Below are 21,208 nucleotides of genomic sequence, written 5' to 3' on the forward strand. Positions count from 1 at the left end.
CCGGTCAGGCGAGCGGGGTATTCCGTTTGCCGGTCAGGTGAGCGAGGTAGCAAACTTGTCGCGAGTCGCGATTGCCGAACGGACGGCGTCGAAGCCGGCGCGGTCGCGAGCGATGGCACGAGCCTGATAGGCCGATTCGACGGTGAACCAGACGCCCACGAGGTTCGTCTCGTCCTTGCACCGGATGTCCGCCAGCGCTGTCTTGATGTCCCGCTCGGTGATCTCGGCGTCCTCCACGGCCGGGTCGTCCATGGCCGCCATCGGGTCGGTGTAGTTGTACCCGGCCCGTGTCATGCATGCCGACCAGGCGCGGAAGACCGCGATCACGCGGCTGTCGCTCTGCGACTCCTTGAACGACCAGGAGTCCAGGTCGTTCCCCTTGGTCAGATCGACGCCGGCCGGGACGGTCGCGGCGATCCGGTCGTCGGCCACACGCATGCAGCCACCCTTCGGCACGGCCCGGCCGCGGACGACCGACTGGCCATTGCCGGTCAGCGCGGTGAGGCCGTCGTTGCCGAGATTCGGTGCGGGTGCCTTGGGCTCCTTCGCCGGGTCCCGGCTGCCGAGCCCGTAGCCCTCCGTCTTCGCGAGCTCGGCGTCCGTTATCCCGTAGCGGCGGTCGGTGGCGCTACGCGGCCCGTACGGCGTCTCGGCCACCGGGCCGGTTTTGTAGGCGATGCCGAAGTCGGCCATGCACTTCTGGATCAGCCGGATCCGGGCGGCGGCGATCCGGACACGCTCGGCCGTGGTGGGCTGGTAGTCCTCGACCGGCAGTCGCAGGTCCACGCTGCGCACGATATGCGGCACGGCGCCGACCGCGGGCTCGGCCGAGGCCGACGGCGGTGCGGATGGTGCGGCGCTGGCCGTGCACGCCGCGGCCGCCGTGGTCGCGAGCAATGCCACAGCGACGGCAATGGTGCGCTTGACTGGCATGACATCCCCGTAGTCTGATCATCTCGAGAAGTGGTGTGACCATCGGTACAATGGCGGAGCCGTGGCTCCGCTCATTACTGGTGAGCGGAACCACGGCGCCATTCGGCGATTCTCGTACGAGTGGGCGAAGGTCAGCAGCTGTAGCTGAAGAATCGCGCCGACGAGATCTTGTTGCGGAACGTCGCGGACGCGTTGCCGGTGTAGCCCGGGTCCAGGCAACCGACGCTGCCGCCCCAGCCGGCGTTGGTGTAAACCCACCAGTAGTAGCTGTCCCGGTTGTCGTACGACGCCGTGTTGTCGTTGGCGTGCACGCTGGTGTTCGGGAAGTTGTCGTTCGAGAAGTCGTCGTCCGACACGAAGAGATCGAAAACGTAGCCGGCCCGATCCGGGTGGTAGTAGAGCCCGAACTCGCCGTTTTCCAGCACACCGTTCTTGCCGGTGGCCTGCGCCGGTGCTGCGACCCCGGCGAGCGCGATGCCGGTCGCCACTGCGACAGCGCCTGCTGCCGCGATTCCCCGCTTCAACACAAGACCCTCCTAGGGGTTTCCTCTGGTGCGGTGACTACGACAGGCTCGCAGCCGAGCCATAGTGGAGAGCAGTCGCGAGAGTTCGTGGCTTGCGGCTGGAATATTGCTGTGCTAAGCGGCTGAAAATGATCGCGAAGGCGCGAGGCGGGTGTCGTGCGGCACCGCGCCTAATTGATCGACGGCTATCCCGAATGTTCTATTCGGTGATCTCCTGGCGGCGGAGCTTCACCTCCACCACCAGCCCTCCGCCCGATCGTGCCGACGCCTGCACGGTCCCGTCGTGTGCCTGGACGATGGCGCGGGCGATGGAGAGCCCCAGGCCGGTACCGCGCCCGGAGCGCACCCGCCCGCCGAGCCGGGTGAACGGATTGAACAGCTCCGGCACCGCGCCCGGCGGCACCACCGGTCCACTGTTGGCGACGACCAGCCGGGCGTGCCCGTCGGCCTCGGCGACCTCCACCTGCACCCAGCCGCCCGGCTCGTTGTGGCGTACGGCGTTCTGCGCCAGGTTCTGCACGAGCCGGTCGAGCAGCACCGCGTCCGCCTCCACCACGACGGCATCGAGGCTGCGCCCGATACTCACCCCGTTGCGGTGAGCCTCCGGGTACACCAGCAGGAGGGCCTCCTCGACCGTCTCGGCGAGGTTGACCGGGGCCGGGGTCAGCACCCGATGCTCCGCCCGGGCGAGCGTGAGCATGCCGTCGACCAGGCGCTCATGCCGGTCGTTCACCGCGAGCAGGTTCTCGCCGAGTTTCAGCAGGTCGGCGGAGGCGTCCGGACGCGCCATCGCCACCTCGATCAGGGTCCGGTTGATCGCGAGCGGAGTCTTGAGCTCGTGCGAGGCGTTGCCCACGAACCGACTCTGCGTCGCGAATGTCTCCTCCAGCCGGTTCAGCATCGCGTCCGTCGCGTCGGCCAGCTCGCCCCATTCGTCACGGCGGCGGCCGAGGCCGACCCGTTCCCCGAGGTTGCCGGCGGCGACGCGGCGCGCGCAGGCGGTGATCACGGCGAGCGGGCGCATGGTGGAACCGGCCACGAACCAGCCCAGCACGAGCGCGCCGGCGACGGCCGCTCCACCGGTCAGCAGGCTCCGCCGGACCACGGCGGCATGCACCGTCTCGTAATACTGCCGCTGGATCCGGTCCTGCTCCGCGATCGTGCGATTCTTGAGCGTCTCGGCCTGCGCCTCGGTCTCCCTGGCCGGCACGGAGACGTCCACCGCGGGCACCTGTTTGCGGATGGCACGGTCGGTGGCCAGCAGAATCATCGTGCCCACCGCGGCACTGGCGAGCAGCGCGACGACGCCGGCGAGAGCGGCGACGCGGGCCCGGACGGCGTACCGGCGCAGCGGCGGCCAGCTCATATCAGCTGGTATCCGACGCCGGGCACCGTCTGCACCACCTGGGGTGGGCCGAGCTTGCGGCGCAACGTCATCACCGTCACCCGCAGCACGTTGGTGAACGGGTCGACGTGCTCGTCCCAGACCTTCTCCAGCAGGAACTCGGCGCTCACCGCCGAGCCGGCGCCCAGCATCAGCTCTTGCAGCACCCCGAATTCCTTGCGGGACAACGAGATGTGCTTTCCATCGCGTTCCACCTGGCGTCGGCCCTGGTCCAGGCGGATGCCGTAGCGTTCCAGCACGGGCGGCGCGGCCGGTCGGGTGCGCCGGCTCAGGGCGCGCACCCGGGCGACGAGTTCGACGAAGGCGAACGGCTTGGCGAGATAGTCGTCGGCACCGAGCGAGAGCCCGGTGACCCGGTCGGTGACCTCACCCGCGGCGGTCAGCATCAGCACCCTCGTATCCCCGTGACCCCGGACCACCTCGGTGCACACCTGGTCGCCGTGTACCAGGGGCAGGTCGCGGTCGAGCACCAGTACGTCGTAGTCGTTGACCGAGATCCGATCGAGCGCCGCCGCGCCGTCGTAGACCACGTCCACCGCCAGCGCCTCCTGCCGCAGGCCCTCCGCGATGGCATCGGCGAGCATCTCCTCGTCCTCGGCGACCAGGACCCGGACCACGGCTACCTCCGTCTACTTCGGCCTGATCCACTCTCGGTCAGGCCGCATAAGGTGAGCGTTAGGACTTCCGTTAATGCTCGCCTTATGCGCGGATCGCTGCAATGTCCCGCATGACTGGACGACGTATGTACGGCCTTGCCGGTCTCCTGGTGGCCGGCCTGGCCCTGGGCGCCTGCGGTAGCTCGGCCGACGAGCCGAGTGTCGCCTCCGTCGGCACGACCGCGAGCCCAACCGCCGCCGACAACCACGCCCAGGCCGCCAAATACCACGACTGCTTGAAGAAGAAGGGCGTCAAGTTCCTCGACGCGGCGGGTCCGGACGGTCAGCCCGAGGTCGACAAGGAGGGCACCGACTACAAGCTGCTGGAGGAGGCGTTCGAGCAGTGCCGGTCGTACGCCCCGGCGGGTGCCGCAGCCACCCGGGGCCCGGCACCGGACATCGAGAAGGCCCGCCAGTACGCGGCCTGCATGCGCCGGCACGGCATCACGAAGTACCCGGACCCCGACCCGGTGACCGGCGACTCCGGGATCAGCGACGCGTTGGGCGCCGAGCTCAAGGGCGACCCCAAGATGCCCGACGCGATGCAGGCCTGCGCGCAGTTGTCACAAACCGGCAACGGTAAGGGCAAGGTCGGCGGATGAGCCGGCGCCGGGGCGTCTGGATAGCCGGGGTGGCCGTCCTGGTCGCCGCCGCGGCCGGCACCGGCTCGACGTACGCCGTCCTGACGGCGAGGGAGCACAACGCCGAACGCCCGGCCGTCGTCGACCCGGCCCCGGGCGTGGCCACGGTGACCCGGATGACGCTGAGCACCGTCGCCACCGTGGCGGGACAGCTCGGCCACGGCACGCCGGAGCCGATCGTCGCCAAGGCGGCCGGCACCCTCACCTGGCTGCCGCCGGTCGGCACCGTGCTCAGGCGCGGTGACCCGGTGTTGCGCGCGGACGAGCGTCCGGTCGTCGTGTTCTACGGCGACCTGCCGATGTATCGGCCGCTCGCCCTGAACAGCAAGGGTGACGACGTCGAGCAGTTCGAGCGCAATCTGGCCGACCTGGGATACGGCGGTTTCACGGTCGACCAGGAGTACAGCGACAGGACCGTCGCGGCGGTCAAACGGTGGCAGCGGGACCTGCAACTCCCGCAGACCGGCTCGGTGGACGTCCAGGCGGTGATCTACGTGGCGGGACCGGTGCGGGTCGCCAAGCAGAGTGTCCGCGTCGGCGCGGCCGCCGCGGGCGAGGTGCTCGACTGCACCCCGGACACGAAGGTGGTCATCGCCCAGGTGCCGGCGGCGCAGGCGGCGTGGGCCGTCCGGGGTGCCAAGGTCAAGGTCGCGTTGCCGAACGGGAAGAAGGTCGACGGCGTCGTCCGCTCGGTGGGGACCGACGCCGAGTCCGAGGGTGACGGCGGCGACGGGAGCGCATCCTCGTCCGGCGGGAACCATGCGACGGTCGCGGCCACCATCACCATCGCGGATCAGGCGGCGATCGGCCGGCTCGACAGCGGGCCGGCGCAGATCACCTACACCGTCAAGGAACGACGGGACGTGCTGACCGTTCCGGTCTCGGCGCTGGTCGCGCCGATCGAGGGCGGCTACGCCGTGGAGCTCATGGACGGCGGCGACCGGTTGGTGCCGGTGACCACGGGCCTGTTCGCGGATGGCCGGGTGGAGATCACCGGCGACGGTGTCACCGAAGGCGCTCAGGTCCGGGTGCCGTCATGACACTTGCCGTGCCGACCTCGGCCGGGCGGACGGTGCACCGATGACCGGCCCACGCGAAGCCGTCTCGCTCCAGCCCGGCGCCGTCCCGAGCGGCGCTGGTGCCACCAGCACCGTCACGCTCCGCGGTGTCTCCAAGAGTTACGGCAAGGTTCCCGCGCTGCTCGACGTGGATCTGACGATCGAGCGGGGTGAGATGGTCGCCGTGCTCGGTCCGTCCGGCTCCGGCAAGTCCACGCTGCTGAACCTGATGGGCACGCTCGACCGGCCGACCTCGGGCACCGTCAGCATCAACGGTCACGACGTCGCCGCCTGCTCGGATCGCGAGCTCTCGGCGCTGCGGTCCATGCACATCGGCTTCGTCTTCCAGCAGTTCCACCTGGCGGCGGGCGTGTCGGCGCTGGACAACGTCGCGGACGGCCTGCTCTACGCCGGCGTTCCCCGGCGTGCGCGGCGCGACCGGGCACGGGCGGCGCTGATCGGCGTCGGCCTCGGCGAGCGGCTGGGGCACCGGCCACACGAGTTGTCCGGCGGCGAGCGCCAGCGCGTGGCCATCGCCCGCGCCACGGTCAGCGAGCCGGCCCTGCTGCTGGCCGACGAGCCGACCGGCAACCTCGACACGCGTTCCGGCGAGCTCGTGCTCGACATCCTCGGCAGGCTGCACCACGGCGGCACGACCGTCGTCCTCATCACGCACGACACGGAAGTCGCGCAGCGGGTGCCGCGCCAGATTCACATCAGAGACGGGAGGGTGGTCCGATGACGGCGTTGCGACCGGCCCGGCTGGCGCCGGCCGACGTGCTGCGGGTGGGCTCGGCCGGGCTGCGCTCCCGCCCGGTCCGGGTGCTGCTCGCCGCGCTCGGCATCGCGGTCGGGGTGGCCGCCCTCGTCGCCGTGCTCGGGGTGTCCGCCTCCGGCCGCGCCGCGCTGGACCGCGACCTGGCTCGGCTGGGCACCAACCTGCTCACGGTCCAGCCCGGGACCACGGCGTTCGGCGGTACGGCCGAGTTGCCCGTCGAGTCGGTGCCGATGGCCGCCCGGATCGCCCCGATGCGCTCGGTGTCGGCGATCGGCCGGGTCGAGGCGGCGGTCTACCGCAACGACCACGTCGAGACCGGCGAGACCGGGGGCATCGCGGTGTTCGCGGCCGACCCCGCCCTCCTCGGCACACTCGGCGGAACGCTGCGCGACGGGCGCTGGTTCGACGCGGCGACCAGCAGGTATCCGGCCGTCGTGCTGGGCGCGGCGGCGGCGCGCAAGCTCGACACGTACCGGATCGGCAACCGGTTGTGGCTCGGCGGCCGGTGGTTCGCCGTCATCGGAGTCCTTCAACCGCTGCCGCTGGCCCCCGAGATCGACAACGCGGCCCTGGTCGGTTGGCAGACCGCCACGACCTACCTGGGCTTCGGCGGTCACCCCGGGCTGCTCTACTGCCGGGCGGTGGACGCCCAGGTCGAAGCGGTTCGCTCGGTCCTGGCCGCGACCGTGAACCCGGAGGCGCCCAACGAAGTGAGCATCTCCCGGCCGTCGGACGCGCTGCAGGCCCGGCGAGCCACCGATCGGGCCCTGGGCGGCCTGCTGCTGGGGCTTGGCGCGGTGGTGCTGATCGTGGGCGGCATCGGCATCGCGAACACTATGGTGATCTCGGTGCTGGAGCGGCGCGCGGAGATCGGTCTGCGCCGCTCGCTGGGTGCCACCCGCGCGCAGGTCTGCCTGCAGTTCATCATCGAGTCGCTGCTGCTGGCCGGGCTGGGCGCGGTCGCCGGGGTGCTGCTCGGAACGGCCGGCGCCGCCGCGTACGCGACCGCCCAGGCGTGGCCGATCTCGGTGCCTGTCGCGGTGTGGTCGGGCGGCGTGCTGGTCGCGCTGCCGGTGGGCATGCTCGCCGGGCTGTATCCCGCCGTCCGGGCCGCCCGCATGACCCCGGTGACCGCGCTGGCCACCCCCTGACCCGAACGCGCGGCGACCCAACCTGGCTGCACTCGGCGCGACCGCCGCCAGGCCATCACACAGCGTGATCGCGGCCACCCGCCGTGCCAGAATCCGCAACACGGTCGGTGGGGGAGCGTCGTCGCTCCGGCGACCGGGACGCCCACGCCGGCCGTCGCGTCGATGGCAAGAACCCTGCGCTCAAGTAGCCCGGTGGCCCGCCGATGGTGTGCACGTGGTCCCTGGGCGTTGGTATGCCGTCGCGGCGGGTGTCCTGGTCGTGACCTTTCTTCTCTGGCCGGGTGGCCTGCGGCATCTCCCGTTTCTGCTGGTGGCGCTGAGTGCGCTGCCGTGCGTGGCGGTGGCCCTGCGGCGGGCCGCGCCGGGCGAGCGACTCTCGTGGTGGCTCATGCTCGCTGCGCTGCTGCTCTACAACGTCGGCAACATCATCTGGACATGGATGGTGATTGTCGAGGGTCGGGTGACCGGTGACGACACCGTCGCCGGGGTCTTCCTGACCGGCGGCGGAGTTCTGGTGCTGTGTGCGGCGCTCGCCGTGGTGGTGCAGCGTGGCCGGCGCGACATCGGCGGGCTGATCGACTCGGTGGTCACCGCCCTGGCCCTGACCGGCCTGTTCTGGGACTCGCTTCTGTTACCCGCGCTGGCCGATCAGCACGTGACGACCAGCCGGGAGATCGTCGTCTTCGTCCATGTCTTCGTCATGGCCGGCACGATGGGTGCGCTGTTGCGTATCTCGTTCGTAGGGCCGGGGGAGAGGGCGCCGGTGCGGCTGCTCACCGGAGCGGTCGGGCTCGGCCTGCTGGGCAGCGTCGTGGGCGCGCTGGCCATCGACCCGTCGACCGGCGCACGCGCGAGCTGGACAGACATGATCTACCTGGCCGCGTACGCGCTGCTGGGGTGTGCCGCGCTGCACCCCGGCGCGGGGGCGGTGGCCGCCCCCGGCGAGCCGCCGGCCGATCGCCTCAGCCGCCGGAGACTCCTCGTACTCGGCCTCATGATCGGCCTCGCGCCGCTGACCGCCGGGATCCGGGGAATCCTCGGGCTGCCGCTCGACGGGTTGATCCTGGCCTTCACCTCGGTCAGCATCGTCCCGCTCGTGATGATCCGCGTCGAGCGGCTGTCCAGCGCCCGGGACGAGGCTGAGCAGGCGCTGGTCCGCCTCGCCACCCGGGACGGCCTGACCGGCCTGCCGAACCGGGCGGCGGGCGTGGAGCACATCGCCGCGGAGTTGCAGCGCGGGCCGGGGGAACTGGCCGTGCTCTTCTGCGATCTGGACGGCTTCAAACCGGTGAACGACCGGCTCGGTCATGCGGCCGGCGACCGATTGCTGGCCGCCGTCGCCGACCGCCTTCGCGGCTGTGTGCGCCAGGGCGACCTGGTCTTCCGCCTCGGTGGCGACGAATTTGTGATCGCCTGCTCGGGTGTGGGCGCGCTGGACGAGATCTGCGCCCGGATCCGCGGCGTGGTGTCGACCCCGTTTCCGATCGCCGGCGAGCAGGTGCGGATCGGGGTCAGCGCCGGCTACGCGGTGGCCCGCGACGGCGACACCGCCGACAACCTGATCAGCCGGGCCGACCTGGCCATGTACGAGGCCAAACGGACCAAGAGGGCCGGCTCGCTCAGCGTGGCCGCGGCCTGACTCGACCTGATACCCGTTCGGCGAGAACAAGCCGGGCGAGACCCCGGAACAACGACGGGTCGGGGAAGCCGATGATCGTCGGCTGGATCGCCACGGGTGGCCCGGCGACCGGGCTCACGCCAACCTTCCCCGGTACGCCTGGCCGGCGCGACATCGCGGAGTCTGGCCGGCCTACTGCCCGGGCCGTGGCTGATCGGCCTGTCGGCGTGCTGAGCCTCGCCTCGACCTGGCAGCTCAGTCACTCGCCGACGGGTCGAGGCACCGGCCGCCCGGCCGCCCCGGGCATCTGACCCGACGCGAGGAGGAGCGTCGGTCAGCCGAACGTGCAGAACCGGGGCCAGGCACTGTCGTGAATCTTGCTCACCGGTCCGGGCGTGGATCACATTGTGGGGACACTGCACCGTCCTCACACCACGTGGGGGCTCGCCCTCGTCGGATGCAGGAGCAGGCATGCGGTCGTTGTCCCGAAAGCTGGCGATTGGCGCGGTATGCGTGGGGGTGGCCGCCGCCGGCGTGACGGCCGGCACGCCCAGCTACGCCGCCGCCACGCCCAGCTTCATCCAGCAGGCAACGGCGCACGGGCTGGGTAGCACCCGCGCCGTCACGCTGCCGTCCAACACGGTCGCCGGCAACCGCCTCATCGTCGAGGTCGGGGTGTGGAACTCGAAGAGCGCCACGATCGGTACGGTCACCGACAACGCCGGCGACACGTTCCTCAAGCTGCTCAGCTACACCGCGGCCGACCACACGGAGATGAGCGTGTGGACCGCCGTCGTGGCGACGGGCGGCACGAAGCCCACCATCACGGCCAAGCCCACGTCGTCGGCCGATGTGGGGGTACTGGCGCTGGAGTACTCGGGCCTGTCCACCGTCACCGACGCGACGGTGCTGGACCAGCAGGCCCACGCCGCCGGTACCACCTCGAGTGCGGGCAGCGTCAGCTCGGGAACCACGGGCGCCGCGAGCGCCGACGGTGAGCTGGCGCTCGGGCTCTACGCCGACTCGGGCTTCGGCGCCTCCCTGACCGCCGGCAGCGGGTTCTCCCAGCGGGCCAACCTGTCACCGACCAGCGACATGGAGCTGCTGGCCGAGGACAAGGTGGTGTCGGTCGGCTCGACCGTCTCGGCCACGGTCGGCACCGGCGCCAACACCACCTGGCTGATGGCGGTGCTCGTGCTGCGCGCCGGCAGCGGCTCCGGCAACCCGCCCACCGCGCCGTCGGCGCCCAGCGGGGTGACCGCCACCGCGGGCGACGGCGTTGCCACGGTCACCTGGAACGCGCCCGCCAACGGCGGCAGCCCGATCACCGGGTACACGGTCACGCCGTACGTGGGAACGACGGCGCAGGCCACCACTACCGTCACCGGCAACCCGCCGGCGACGACCGCGACGGTGTCCGGGCTGACCAACGGCACCGCCTACACGTTCACGGTCACCGCCACCAACGCGGTCGGCAGCGGGCCCGCCTCGGCGGCCTCCAACGCGGTCACCCCCAGCTCCGCACCCGGCGGCTCCTGGTCGAGCCTGCAGACCTGGCCGATCGTCGCGCTGTCCAACACGCTGCTCTACAACGGCAACGTGGTCGCCTGGGACGGCTGGCAGCAGCCGCAGCCGTCGGTCATCTGGAACCCGTCGACGCCGGGCACGTTCACCACCGTCAACGCGCCGACGAGCGTCTTCTGCGACGGCGGGGCCACCCTGCCCGACGGCCGGGTGCTCGTCGTCGGCGGCTACGGCGGCCTCACCACCGGCAAGATCGGCATTGTCGACACGAACATCTTCGACCCGGCCACCAACAGCTGGTCGCGCGTCGCCGACATGCACTTCCCGCGCTGGTACCCGACGGTGACCGAACTGGCCGACGGCCGGTACGTGGCGCTCAGCGGCAACGACACCACGTCGACACACTGGGCCGACACGCCCGAGGTGTACGACCCGTCGACCAACACCTGGACCCTGCTGTCCAACGTGTCCACCCCGCAGATCCACGAGACCGAGTACCCGTTCTCCTACCTGCTGCCCAGCGGGAAGATCTTCGCGATCGGGCCGGACGAGGACAACTCGTTCCTGTTCGACGTCAACGCGCAGACCTGGACCCAGATCGGCGGCATCAGCGGCGTACACAACGGATCCTCGGTGATGTACCGGCCGGGCAAGGTGCTCTACACCGGCGGCGGCGCCGACGTCAACGCGGCGGGGCCGGCGTTCAACACGGCCGCCACCATCGACCTCACCTCGGCCAGCCCGACCTGGACGGCGGCGGCGCCGATGAGCTCGGCCCGCGTTTATCACACGCTGACGATGCTGGCCGATGGCAAGGTGCTCGCGGTCGGCGGCAACACCAACACCGACCAGGGCATCGTCACCTCGGGCGTGCTGTCGACCGAGATCTGGGACCCGGCCACGCAGGCGTGGACGACCGGCGCCTCGATGGCGGCGGCCCGCAACTACCACTCGACCGCGCTGCTCATGCCCGACGGCCGGGTGCTCGTCGCGGGCGGCGGCCACCCGTTCGGGCAGGGTGGCGCGGGTCAGTACTCGGCGCAGTACTACTCCCCGCCGTACCTGTCCAACGGAGCGCGGCCGACGATCACCTCGGCGTCGGCGGGCGCGTCCTACGGCGGCAGCATCACGGTGTCGACCCCCGACGCGGCAAGCATCAGCTCGGTGAACCTCGTCTCGCTGGGCGCCGACACCCACCAGATGGACATGAACCAGCACTTCGTGCCGCTGAGCTTCACCGCCAACGGCTCCACGCTGTCGGTACAGGCGCCGGCCAGTTCGGCGCTCGCGCCGCCCGGCTACTACATGCTGTTCATCGTCAACAACAAGGGCGTGCCGTCGGTCGCCTCGATGGTGCAGATGTCCCAGGCGCCGACCGCGCCCGCCGCGCCGACCGGGGTGAGCGCCACGGCCGGCTCCGGGTTCGCGACGGTGCGGTGGACCGCGCCGCCGAACAGCGGCAGCCCGCTCACCGGGTACACGGTCACGCCGTACGTCGGCACTACCGCGCAGACCCCGATGACGGTGACCGGCAACCCGCCGGCCACGACCGCGACCGTGACCGGGCTGACCAACGGCACCGCGTACACGTTCAAGGTGACGGCGACGAACGAAATCGGGACGTCGCCCGCCTCGGCCGCTTCCAACGCGGTGACGCCGGGCACGGTGGCCACCCCGACGTTCGTGCAGCAGACCGGCGGCCAGGGCACGGGCGGCGCGCTATCGGTCACCTTGCCGGCGAACCTGGGCTCGGGCAACCGGCTCGTCGCCGAGGTCGGCACGTGGAGCGGCGCCGGCGCGACGGCCAGCGGGGTGACCGACTCGGCCGGAGACCTGTTCACCGAAGTGGCCCACTGGAAGGCCAGCGACAACACCGAGCTGAGCGTCTGGACCGCGCCGGTCACCGGCGGGGCAGGGCAGGCACCGGTCATCACCGCCCGCGCGTCCGGCACCGCCGATGTCGGCGTCGTCGCGATGGAGTACAGCGGACTATCTGCTGTGGCCGATGCCAGCGTGGTCGATGTCGCGGCCACCAACTCGGGCACCACGTCGGGTGCCGCGACGGTTCAGTCCGGCGCGACCGCGGCCACCGCGGCCGGCAACGAGCTGGCGATCGGCTTCTACGGCGACTCGGGCTTCAACCATCCGCTCACCGCCGGCAGCGGCTGGACCGTGCGCGGCAACGTCTCACCCAACGGCAACCTGGACCTGCTCACCGAGGACCAGGTCGTCGCGGCCGGCGCCAAGCCCAACGCGGCGGTCGGCGCCGGGGCGAGCACGATCTGGCTGCTCGGCACGCTCGTGTTCAAGCCGGGCACGGCCGGACCGCCGACCGCCCCGGCCGCGCCGAGCGGGGTGACCGCCACCGCCGGCGACGCTTCGGCGACCGTGAGCTGGTCGGCACCGGCCAACGGGGGCAGCGCCATCACGTCCTACACGGTGACGCCCTACATCGGCAGCACCGCGCAGACCCCGGTGACGGTGACGGCGCCGACGGCGACCGTGACCGGGCTGAGCAACGGCACCGCGTACACCTTCAAGGTGTCGGCGACGAACGCGGTCGGTACCTCACCGGACTCCGCCGCCTCCAACCCGGTGACCCCGACGAACGTGACCGCGCCGGCCTTCGTCCAGCAGGCATCGGCCCAGGGCGCCGGCAAGACCAGCCTGGCCGTCACCCTGCCGGCCAACGCGACGACCAACAACCGGCTGGTCGTCGAGGTCGGCGTATGGAGCTCCGGGTCGGCGGCGGTCAGCACGGTCACCGACAGCGCCGGTGACGTCTTCACGAAGCTCACCTCGTTCACCGCGTCCGACCACTCGCAGGTCAGCGTGTGGACCGCCGCGGTGGCGACCGGCGGCACCAAGCCCACCATCACGGCGAAGGTCAGCGCGTCGGCCGACGTCGGGATCGCGGCGGCCGAGTACTCCGGCCTGTCGACCGCCTCGGGCGCCGGGGCCCTCGACCAGCAGGCGACCGGCACCGGCACGACCACCAGCCAGCAGATGGTGAAGTCGGCCGCCACTCCGGCCGTCACCGGCGACGGTGAGCTGGCGATCGGGTTCTACGCCGACTCGGGCTTCGGCAATACGTTGACCGGGGACCCGGGCTACACGACGCGGGTGAACCTGTCCCCGAACGGCAACATGGACATGCTCGTCGAGGACACCGTGGTCGGCACCGGCGGCACCCCGGCGGCCGGCGTGACCACGGGCGCGTCGACGGTCTGGCTGATGGCGACGGTGGTGTTCAAGCATGGCTAGGCTCCCGGCCCGGCTCGCCCCGCTGTTGGCCGAGATCCCGGTCCTCGCGGCGGTCGGGGTGCTCGCGGTGGTGCTGACGCCGGCCGGCACTCCGGTCGACCCCCAGCGTGTGACCGTCCGCGTCGCCTCCTGCGACCTGCAGAACACGGGCTCGGCCAACGTCACCTATACGGTCGTCAACGGCGACCGCGTGGAGCACGCCTACAAGGTGGAGCTCGCGGTGGCCGCGGCCGGCGGCCCGCTCGGCGCCGGTGTCGGCCTGGTCAACCGGGTCGCACCCGGCGCCACGGCGACGGGCCGCGCCCTGATCGTCGTGCGCGCCAACCCCCCGGACGCCGCGTGCACGGTGGGTGCGATCACCCACGACGGCCACGCCGGCCACGGCTCATAGGCCGCCGCGTTCCGGCCCGCCTCCTTCTTGCGTCGATCAAGAGGGCCGTGGCGGCAAATGTCCGGCTTGACCGGAAAAGAGCCACCGGCGCTGGTCGGTCCATCCGCAGAAGTCGCCAATTTTCCGCGGGTAGATCGACCAGTGTCTGCCGGCCGTCCGCCGCCGCCCGGTGGCGGGCCGCTGTGAGCTGGTGCTGAGCGCGATGCATCGCCGACTCGCGTGGTGCGCCGGTGCTGTCCGGGGCCAGATCCGACCCTTGTGTCGATGCTCGTTCCCCGTCAACCGCGGCTCTTGCTAGCTCAAGGTCCGGTTGATCAAGCTGTCTAGCTGCACAGACGTGGAGCGGGCGACGAGAATCGAACTCGCGTAATCAGTTTGGAAGACTGAGGCTCTACCATTGAGCTACGCCCGCGTGGCCCCGGCTGACCGGGTGTCCGGCGCTAGCTTACTGAATGAACTCCCGCCGGCGCGAACCGGCCACGCTACTTGGGTGACTCCAGCGCACGTGCAGGAAAGCGGACCGCATACACTGGCCACGCCACGGGGTGTGGCGCAGCTTGGTAGCGCACTCGCTTTGGGAGCGAGGGGCCGTGGGTTCAAATCCCGCCACCCCGACTGACACCAACTATCCGCAGCAACAAGGAGTACGCCTGTGAAGAGCACCGTCGAGACTCTGAGCCCCACCCGGGTGAAGCTCGCCATCGAGGTGCCGTTCGACGAGCTCAAGCCGAGCCTGCAGAAGGCCTATCGGGAGATCGGCGCGCAGGTGCAGGTGCCGGGCTTCCGTCGGGGCAAGGTTCCGTCGGCCGTGATCGACCAGCGGGTCGGGCGTGGCGCGGTCCTCAACGAGGCCGTCCAGGAGGCGATCCCGCAGCAGATCCTCGCCGCGGTCCGTGAGCACGACGTCAAGACGCTCGGCCGCCCCGAGGTGGAGATCACCGAGTTCGGCGACAACGCGCCGCTGAAGTTCACGGCCGAGGTCGACGTCCGTCCCGAGATCACCGTGCCGGACCTCAGCAAGATCTCCGTCACCGTGCCGGCCGTCGAGATCGGCGACAACGAGATCGACGAGCAGATCGACGGCCTCCGCGAGCGCTTCGCCACGCTGAAGACCGTCGAGCGCCCGGCCGCCGAGAACGACTACGTGCAGCTCGACCTCAACGCCACCGTCGACGGCGAGGAGGTGCCGGGCGGCTCGGCCACCAACATCTCCCACGAGGTCGGCAGCAAGCAGCTGCTGCCGGGCCTGGACGAGGTGCTGGTCGGCCTCAACGCCGGCGACGACGCCACCTTCACCACCCAGCTCGTGGGCGGCGACTTCGCCGGCCGCGACGCCGAGGTCAAGGTGACCGTCCGCAGCGTCAAGGACAAGCAGCTGCCCGAGATCGACGACGAGTTCGCCCAGCTGGCGAGCGAGTTCGACACGCTCGACGAGCTGCGCAACGACCTGCGCGAGCGGCTGACCAAGGTGAAGAAGGTCGAGCAGATCTACGCCGCCCGCGACGAGGCCCTCAAGCAGCTCGTCGAGGCCGCCGAGATCCCCGCCCCCGAGGGCGTCGTCAAGGACGAGGTCGAGGGCCGCAAGCAGGCGATGACCGACCAGCTCGAGCGGATCGGCGCCACCCTGCAGGACTACCTGACCTCGGAGGAGAAGACCGAGGAGCAGATCGACGAGGAGCTGACCGAGGCGGCCCAGGAGGGCGTCCGGATCCAGCTGCTGCTCGACACGATCGCCGACGCCGAGGACGTCCAGGTCTCCGACGACGAGTTCGGCCACGAGATCGTGCACCGTGCGCAGCGCGCCCAGATGCAGCCGCAGCAGTACTACGACCAGCTCGTCCAGTCGGGCGCGGCGGCGGCGGTCTTCGGCGACGTGCGCCGGGGCAAGGCGCTCGCCTCGGTGATGGAGCAGGTCGAGATGAAGGACTCCGAGGGCAACGTCCTCACCCTCGACGACCTGCGCGCGGCCGGTGAGGACGAGCACGAGGGCCACAACCACTGAGTTTCTGGCGTCGCCTCCGGCGCCGCGGGCGATCGCCCCTTCTAGGCTGATGACGAGAGGCCGCTTTTCGACACCGCACACCCCGCGGCGCCGAAAAGCGGCCTCTCGTCATCAGCGGGGCGATCGCGGGCCGTTCCCGGATGAGGGGCGCCCCGCAGGTCTGGGGGCACAGGTCGGTCCCGGAGTGGGCGCCCTGTGGGTATGTGTGGGTATGGGGTGCGGGCGTTCTTGGGGTGGGGGTGGCCTGGGAGGTATAGGGTCCGGTTTTGCGGCCCTGCGCTGTCAGCGAACACCTGCCCGAGCGGGAAGCTGATGGTCTTTCGACCGGTTAGGTTGGTCGTACGACGGACAACCTGCCGGCCGGAACCCTCGGCCGACACAGTCAGCTGTGAAGGGCTGCCATGACCGATCTCCACATCCCCGCGGGCCCCGTGCTGCGCGGCGGCGACACCCTCAGTGGCAACCTCGACGACTCGGTCTTCAACCGCCTGCTGCGCGAGCGCATCATCTTCCTCGGCAGCGAGGTGACCGACGCGGTGGCCAACCGGATCTGCGCGCAGCTGCTGCTGCTTTCCGCCGAGGACCCTGAGCGCGACATCCACCTCTGGATCAACTCCCCGGGTGGCTCGGTCTACTCGGGCATGGCGATCTACGACACCATGCAGTTCATCGACAATGACGTGCAGACCGTCGCGATGGGCATGGCCGCATCGATGGGGCAGTTCCTGCTCTGCGCCGGCGCGCCCGGCAAGCGCTTCGCCCTGCCGCACGCCCGGATCATGATGCACCAGCCGTCCGGCGGCATGGGCGGCACCGCGGCCGACATCGCGATCCAGGCCGAGCAGATGCTCTACACCAAGCGCATGTTCCAGGAGCGGATCGCCTTCCACACCGGGCAGAGCCAGGAGCAGATCGCTGCCGACTTCGACCGTGACCGCTGGTTCACGGCGCAGGAGGCGAAGGAGTATGGCTTCATCGACAAGGTGATCACCGGGGCCACTGAGGTCTCCGAGGGCGCCGGAACGCTGAACTGAGGAGCAGAACAATGACTGACCTGACCATGCCTCCCGGGTTCGCTCCGGTGCACAACCGCTACGTTCTCCCGTCCTTCGTCGAGCGCTCCTCGAACGGGATGATGAAGGAGACAAACCCGTACAACAAGATGTTCGAGGACCGGATCATCTTCCTCGGCGTGCAGGTGGACGACGCGTCGGCCAACGACGTGATGGCCCAGCTGCTGACGCTGGAGAGCTCCGACCCCGACCGCGACATCCTGATGTACATCAACTCCCCGGGTGGCTCGTTCACCGCCATGACGGCGATCTACGACACCATGCAGTACGTCCGGCCGGACATCTCCACGGTCTGCCTGGGCCAGGCCGCCTCGGCCGCCGCGGTCCTGCTGGCCGGCGGCACGGCGGGCAAGCGCATGGCGCTGCCGCACTCCCGGGTGCTGATCCACCAGCCGGCCACCGAAGGCGGCTACGGCCAGGGGTCGGACATCGAGATCCAGGCGCGTGAGATTCTCCGCATGCGTACCCAGCTCGAGGAGATGATCTCTCGCCACTCCGGCCAGCCGGTCGAGAAGGTCCGCAAGGACATCGACCGTGACAAGATTATGACAGCCGACGAGGCCAAGGAGTACGGCCTGGTCGACGTCGTCCTGGCCACCCGCAAGAAGAGCCTGCAGTCCGTCGGCGCCGGTAGCTGACGGGCAGACCGCCCCGCGGTCCGCGCAAGGGTGGCGGCGGGGCGGTTTGATGGGCTGTCAGGGCCGGCCGGTGCACGCTAAACTGGCCGACCCCTGACACGCCCGTTTTGGGGGGTCGGAGAACAGCCCCTTTGCGGGTAACGTCGAGCATGCAGCCTCAGTTACGCGGTTCGGCAGACGATGAGATGGCAACGGGGCGATTCGCCCTCGACCAGGTGTCGGCGCGAGCCGGCCGATGAGCTCAAGGAGAACGTAGGTGGCACGGATCGGCGACGGTGGCGACCTACTGAAGTGCTCCTTCTGTGGGAAGTCCCAGAAGCAGGTCAAAAAGCTCATCGCGGGCCCCGGGGTGTACATCTGCGACGAGTGCATCGACCTCTGCAACGAGATCATCGAAGAGGAGCTGGCCGAGACCGGCGAGGTGAAGTGGGAAGAGCTTCCCAAGCCGATGGAGATCTGCGCCTTCCTCGACAACTACGTGGTCGGACAGGAACAGGCCAAGAAGGCCCTGTCGGTAGCGGTCTACAACCACTACAAGCGGATCCAGGCCGAGTCGAGCGGCGCCCCCGGCGGCGGTAGCGACGTCGAGGTGGCCAAGTCCAACATCATGCTCATCGGCCCCACCGGCTGCGGTAAGACCCACCTGGCGCAGACCCTGGCCCGGATGTTGAACGTGCCGTTCGCGATCGCGGACGCCACGGCGCTCACCGAGGCCGGCTACGTCGGCGAGGATGTGGAAAACATCCTCCTCAAGCTGATCCAGGCGGCCGACTACGACGTCAAGCGCGCCGAGCAGGGCATCATCTACATCGACGAGGTCGACAAGATCGCTCGGAAGAGCGAAAACCCGTCGATCACTCGCGACGTCTCCGGCGAGGGCGTCCAGCAGGCCCTGCTGAAGATCCTCGAGGGCACGGTGGCGAACGTGCCGCCCCAGGGCGGCCGGAAGCACCCGCACCAGGAGTTCATCCAGATCGACACGACGAACGTGCTGTTCATCGTGGGCGGCGCCTTCGCGGGTCTCGACCGGATCATCGAGTCCCGGGTCGGGCACGGCGGCGTCGGCTTCGGCGCGCACCTTCGCTCGATCTCGGAGCGCAACACCGACGACATCTTCAGCAAGGTCATGCCGGAAGACATGCTGAAGTTCGGCCTGATCCCCGAGTTCATCGGCCGCCTCCCGGTCATCACCACGGTGCGCAACCTCGACCGCGAGGCGCTCATCAAGATCCTGACCGAGCCGCGGAACGCGTACGTGAAGCAGTACCAGCGGCTCTTCGAGCTCGATGGCGTCGAGCTCGAGTTCGACTACGGCGCCCTCGAGGCGATCGCCGACCAGGCGATGCTCCGCGGCACCGGCGCCCGCGGCCTGCGAGCGATCATGGAAGAGGTCCTGCTCTCCGTGATGTACGAGGTGCCCAGCAACCCCGACGCCGCCCGCGTGGTGATCACCGGCGAGGTCGTGCTGGAGAACGTGAACCCCACCATCGTCCCCCGCGAGTTCGTCGGCCGTCGCCGCCGCGCGGAGCGCGAGGAAAAGTCCGCCTGATCGTCTGCTCGTCCTGCGCCGCGTTGGGCCCCGCGCTCAACGCGGCGTCTTGCTGTGCGCGGCAGGTCGTCCCACCCAGCGCGGCGCTGTGTCGTGCGGCTGGTCGTTCCGCTCAGCCCGGACCTTCGGCGCGCGGCCGGCAATCTTGGCTCAGCGTGGCGCGTTAGTGCGCGGCGGGCAGTCCCACTCTGCGTGGCGTTCGCCGTACGCGGCAAGCCGCCCTCGCAGCGCGGCGTTGTGTGCCGCGGCAGGCTGCCCTGGTGCGGCGGTGCGGCGGTGCGGCGGTGCGGCGGTGCGGCGGTGCGGGGGTGCGGGGGTGCGGGGGTGCCGCGGTGCGGGGGTGCGGCGGTGCGGCGTTCGCCGTACGCGCCGGGGTCGCCCTGTGCGGCGTTGTGTCGTGGGCGGTGGGCCGCCCCTGCCCTGTGCGGGGCTTTGGGGCGCGGTGGGTCGTTCCGCGGCGATGGGCCAGGGCATTGCGGGGTGGCCGGTCGTAGGCTTTGGGCATGCGCGTAGCGGTGTGCCAGCTGAACTCGCGGGAGCGGCGGGACGAGAACCTTGCGGTGGCCCGGGGACTGCTCGAACGAGCGGCCGCGGCCGGCGCCGACCTGGCGGTGCTGCCGGAGTATGTCGACTACCTCGGGCCGGGCCGGGACGCGCCCAAGCCCGAGGGCGTTGATGGGGAGTTCGCCGAGTTCTTTGCCGGGGCGGCGAGGGAGCTCGGCATCTGGGTGCATGCCGGATCCTTCCACGAGGCCGGCCCGGACGAGGCGCACACGTACAACACTTCGCTGGTGTTCTCGCCCGAGGGCGAGCTGACCGCCACCTACCGAAAGATCCACCTGTACGACGTGGAGATTGCCGGCCGCGTCTCATACCAGGAGTCGCGGACGGTCGCCCCGGGCGAGAAAACCGTCGTGGCCGACGTCGCCGGCGTCCCCACCGGCCTGTCGATCTGCTACGACCTCAGGTTTCCGGAGCTCTATCGTCGACTGGCCATCGACGGCGCACGCATCCTGGTGGTGCCGGCCGCGTTCATGATGCACACCGGACGCGACCACTGGGAGGTGCTGCTCCGGGCGCGCGCGATCGAGAACCAGTGCTATGTGGTCGCGGCGGGCCAGATCGGCGACCACGAGCCCGGCCGCACCTGCTTCGGTCGCAGCATGGTCATCGACCCGTGGGGCACGGTCCTGGCCCAGGCCCCCGACACGGTCGGCGTGACGACGGCGGATGTGGACCTGGACCGCATCGAGCACATCCGCACCGAACTTCCGAGCCTCGCCAACCGCCGGCTCTAGCGGAATAGGCCCCTGGTAACCGGCGTCACAAAAGTTGCACTAAGTAACCGATCACTGCCAGACCGATGACGGCGCCGCCGCTCAACAGGAGGGCGCCGCCCATGCGGGAGGGGCCGCGGCGGACCATGCGGACGGCCGCGACCACCAGCGCGACCAGCACAAGCATGCCGATGACCAACTGGCCGGCCGGAAGCAGAAGCTCGGTGATCGCGTCTGCGGCCAGCACGCGGGAGGGACCCATCCGCCCACTCTTTCATGGTCATGGGCGCCTCTGGGGCTCCCGTGGTCACGGGGTCGATTTGCATTCGCCTCCGGTGATCACGTAATTTTCTTTCTGCCCGCGGGAAACCCGGACGGAACGGCACGAAAGTGACGGGCCAAGGGGGTCGGTGGGTCGGCTGAGGCAGGCGCTAAGCTTGCTGACGCGCCGGGCGATGGTGGCACAGAGATCCACGGAAACGGGGATTTGCGCCAACGAGGTTGACCGGGTAGAGTTACAAGGCCCGCAGGGAGCCGGGCGGACTGATCACCTTAGAGTGATCGTCGGCCGGTCCTACTGGGCCACCTCCACGACAGACCCGCTCTAGGGCGGGCCGTGTTCTGCGAGGAAACACTTGGGCGATGTTAGCAAGATCTCGGATCTTGTCACGACGAAGTCGACCAGGTAACTTTGAGCGGTTGCCCCGAGGGCGGTTTGCTTCGGGT

At 70.2% G+C, this 21,208-nt stretch carries 17 protein-coding genes and 2 tRNA genes; 13 read left to right on the plus strand and 6 right to left on the minus strand.

Translation table 11 applies throughout. The features are described from left to right. Nucleotides 1–33: 33 nt before the first annotated feature. From ODJ79_RS04815 to ODJ79_RS04830, 4 genes are all read right to left on the minus strand, one after another. Complete coding sequence (locus ODJ79_RS04815) at nucleotides 34–933, minus strand: hypothetical protein (RefSeq protein ID WP_263022079.1); 900 nt, start codon at nucleotides 931–933, stop codon at nucleotides 34–36. A 131-nt stretch (nucleotides 934–1,064) separates the two neighbouring features. Next, nucleotides 1,065–1,421, minus strand: a complete 357-nt coding sequence (locus ODJ79_RS04820; protein WP_263022080.1) for a hypothetical protein — start codon at nucleotides 1,419–1,421, stop codon at nucleotides 1,065–1,067. A gap of 235 nt (nucleotides 1,422–1,656) precedes the next feature. Continuing rightward, complete coding sequence (locus ODJ79_RS04825; RefSeq protein WP_263022081.1) at nucleotides 1,657–2,823, minus strand: sensor histidine kinase; 1,167 nt, start codon at nucleotides 2,821–2,823, stop codon at nucleotides 1,657–1,659. Then, complete coding sequence (locus ODJ79_RS04830; RefSeq protein WP_263022082.1) at nucleotides 2,820–3,479, minus strand: response regulator transcription factor; 660 nt, start codon at nucleotides 3,477–3,479, stop codon at nucleotides 2,820–2,822. The genes ODJ79_RS04825 and ODJ79_RS04830 overlap by 4 nt, the downstream gene beginning before the upstream one ends. Nucleotides 3,480–3,589: 110 nt before the next feature. On the opposite strand from ODJ79_RS04830, the gene ODJ79_RS04835 reads away from it, so the two are divergent. The 7 genes from ODJ79_RS04835 to ODJ79_RS04865 all read left to right on the plus strand — a co-directional run bounded on the left by ODJ79_RS04835 (nucleotide 3,590) and on the right by ODJ79_RS04865 (nucleotide 13,943). After that, the gene (locus ODJ79_RS04835) at nucleotides 3,590–4,120 is read left to right on the plus strand and encodes a hypothetical protein (protein WP_263022083.1); all 531 of its coding nucleotides are present in this window, start codon (nucleotides 3,590–3,592) and stop codon (nucleotides 4,118–4,120) included. Then, nucleotides 4,117–5,199, plus strand: coding sequence for a peptidoglycan-binding domain-containing protein (locus ODJ79_RS04840; RefSeq protein ID WP_263022084.1), 1,083 nt, complete (start codon nucleotides 4,117–4,119; stop codon nucleotides 5,197–5,199). The genes ODJ79_RS04835 and ODJ79_RS04840 overlap by 4 nt, the downstream gene beginning before the upstream one ends. A gap of 40 nt (nucleotides 5,200–5,239) precedes the next feature. Continuing rightward, complete coding sequence (locus tag ODJ79_RS04845; RefSeq protein ID WP_263022085.1) at nucleotides 5,240–5,959, plus strand: ABC transporter ATP-binding protein; 720 nt, start codon at nucleotides 5,240–5,242, stop codon at nucleotides 5,957–5,959. Beyond that, on the plus strand, nucleotides 5,956–7,146 hold the full coding sequence (locus ODJ79_RS04850; protein WP_263022086.1) for an ABC transporter permease: 1,191 nt from the start codon (nucleotides 5,956–5,958) through the stop codon (nucleotides 7,144–7,146). The genes ODJ79_RS04845 and ODJ79_RS04850 overlap by 4 nt, the downstream gene beginning before the upstream one ends. 214 nt (nucleotides 7,147–7,360) lie before the next feature. Then, nucleotides 7,361–8,785 carry a GGDEF domain-containing protein gene (locus tag ODJ79_RS04855; RefSeq protein ID WP_263022087.1) on the plus strand — a complete coding sequence of 475 codons (1,425 nt, stop codon included), beginning with the start codon at nucleotides 7,361–7,363 and terminating at the stop codon, nucleotides 8,783–8,785. Nucleotides 8,786–9,235: 450 nt separating this feature from the next. Continuing rightward, nucleotides 9,236–13,552 (plus strand): fibronectin type III domain-containing protein, encoded by a 4,317-nt coding sequence (locus ODJ79_RS04860; protein WP_263022088.1) that lies wholly within the window; start codon nucleotides 9,236–9,238, stop codon nucleotides 13,550–13,552. After that, nucleotides 13,545–13,943 carry a hypothetical protein gene (locus ODJ79_RS04865; RefSeq protein ID WP_263022089.1) on the plus strand — a complete coding sequence of 133 codons (399 nt, stop codon included), beginning with the start codon at nucleotides 13,545–13,547 and terminating at the stop codon, nucleotides 13,941–13,943. The genes ODJ79_RS04860 and ODJ79_RS04865 overlap by 8 nt, the downstream gene beginning before the upstream one ends. Before the next feature lie 338 nt (nucleotides 13,944–14,281). Here the strand turns inward: ODJ79_RS04865 and ODJ79_RS04870 are convergent. Then, a tRNA-Gly gene (locus ODJ79_RS04870) sits at nucleotides 14,282–14,355 on the minus strand. A gap of 129 nt (nucleotides 14,356–14,484) precedes the next feature. On the opposite strand from ODJ79_RS04870, the gene ODJ79_RS04875 reads away from it, so the two are divergent. From ODJ79_RS04875 to ODJ79_RS04900, 6 genes are all read left to right on the plus strand, one after another. Then, nucleotides 14,485–14,558 (plus strand) — tRNA-Pro (locus tag ODJ79_RS04875). Between the two features lie 37 nt (nucleotides 14,559–14,595). Then, nucleotides 14,596–15,945, plus strand: a complete 1,350-nt coding sequence (gene tig, locus ODJ79_RS04880) for a trigger factor (RefSeq protein ID WP_263022090.1) — start codon at nucleotides 14,596–14,598, stop codon at nucleotides 15,943–15,945. A gap of 401 nt (nucleotides 15,946–16,346) precedes the next feature. Beyond that, entirely contained in the window at nucleotides 16,347–16,979 is a 633-nt protein-coding gene (locus ODJ79_RS04885) for an ATP-dependent Clp protease proteolytic subunit (RefSeq protein ID WP_263022091.1), read from the plus strand. Between the two features lie 11 nt (nucleotides 16,980–16,990). Further along, nucleotides 16,991–17,656, plus strand: a complete 666-nt coding sequence (locus ODJ79_RS04890) for an ATP-dependent Clp protease proteolytic subunit (protein WP_263022092.1) — start codon at nucleotides 16,991–16,993, stop codon at nucleotides 17,654–17,656. A 256-nt stretch (nucleotides 17,657–17,912) separates the two neighbouring features. After that, nucleotides 17,913–19,205 carry an ATP-dependent Clp protease ATP-binding subunit ClpX gene (gene clpX, locus ODJ79_RS04895; protein ID WP_263022093.1) on the plus strand — a complete coding sequence of 431 codons (1,293 nt, stop codon included), beginning with the start codon at nucleotides 17,913–17,915 and terminating at the stop codon, nucleotides 19,203–19,205. 503 nt (nucleotides 19,206–19,708) lie between these two features. Next, the gene (locus tag ODJ79_RS04900) at nucleotides 19,709–20,503 is read left to right on the plus strand and encodes a carbon-nitrogen hydrolase family protein (protein ID WP_263022094.1); all 795 of its coding nucleotides are present in this window, start codon (nucleotides 19,709–19,711) and stop codon (nucleotides 20,501–20,503) included. Between the two features lie 25 nt (nucleotides 20,504–20,528). On the opposite strand, the gene ODJ79_RS04905 is transcribed toward ODJ79_RS04900, so the two are convergent. Continuing rightward, nucleotides 20,529–20,744, minus strand: coding sequence for a hypothetical protein (locus ODJ79_RS04905; protein ID WP_263022095.1), 216 nt, complete (start codon nucleotides 20,742–20,744; stop codon nucleotides 20,529–20,531). Nucleotides 20,745–21,208 lie beyond the last annotated feature (464 nt).

It is taken from the genome of Actinoplanes sp. KI2 (assembly GCF_025630775.1).
In the GTDB taxonomy this organism is placed as follows: domain Bacteria; phylum Actinomycetota; class Actinomycetes; order Mycobacteriales; family Micromonosporaceae; genus Actinoplanes.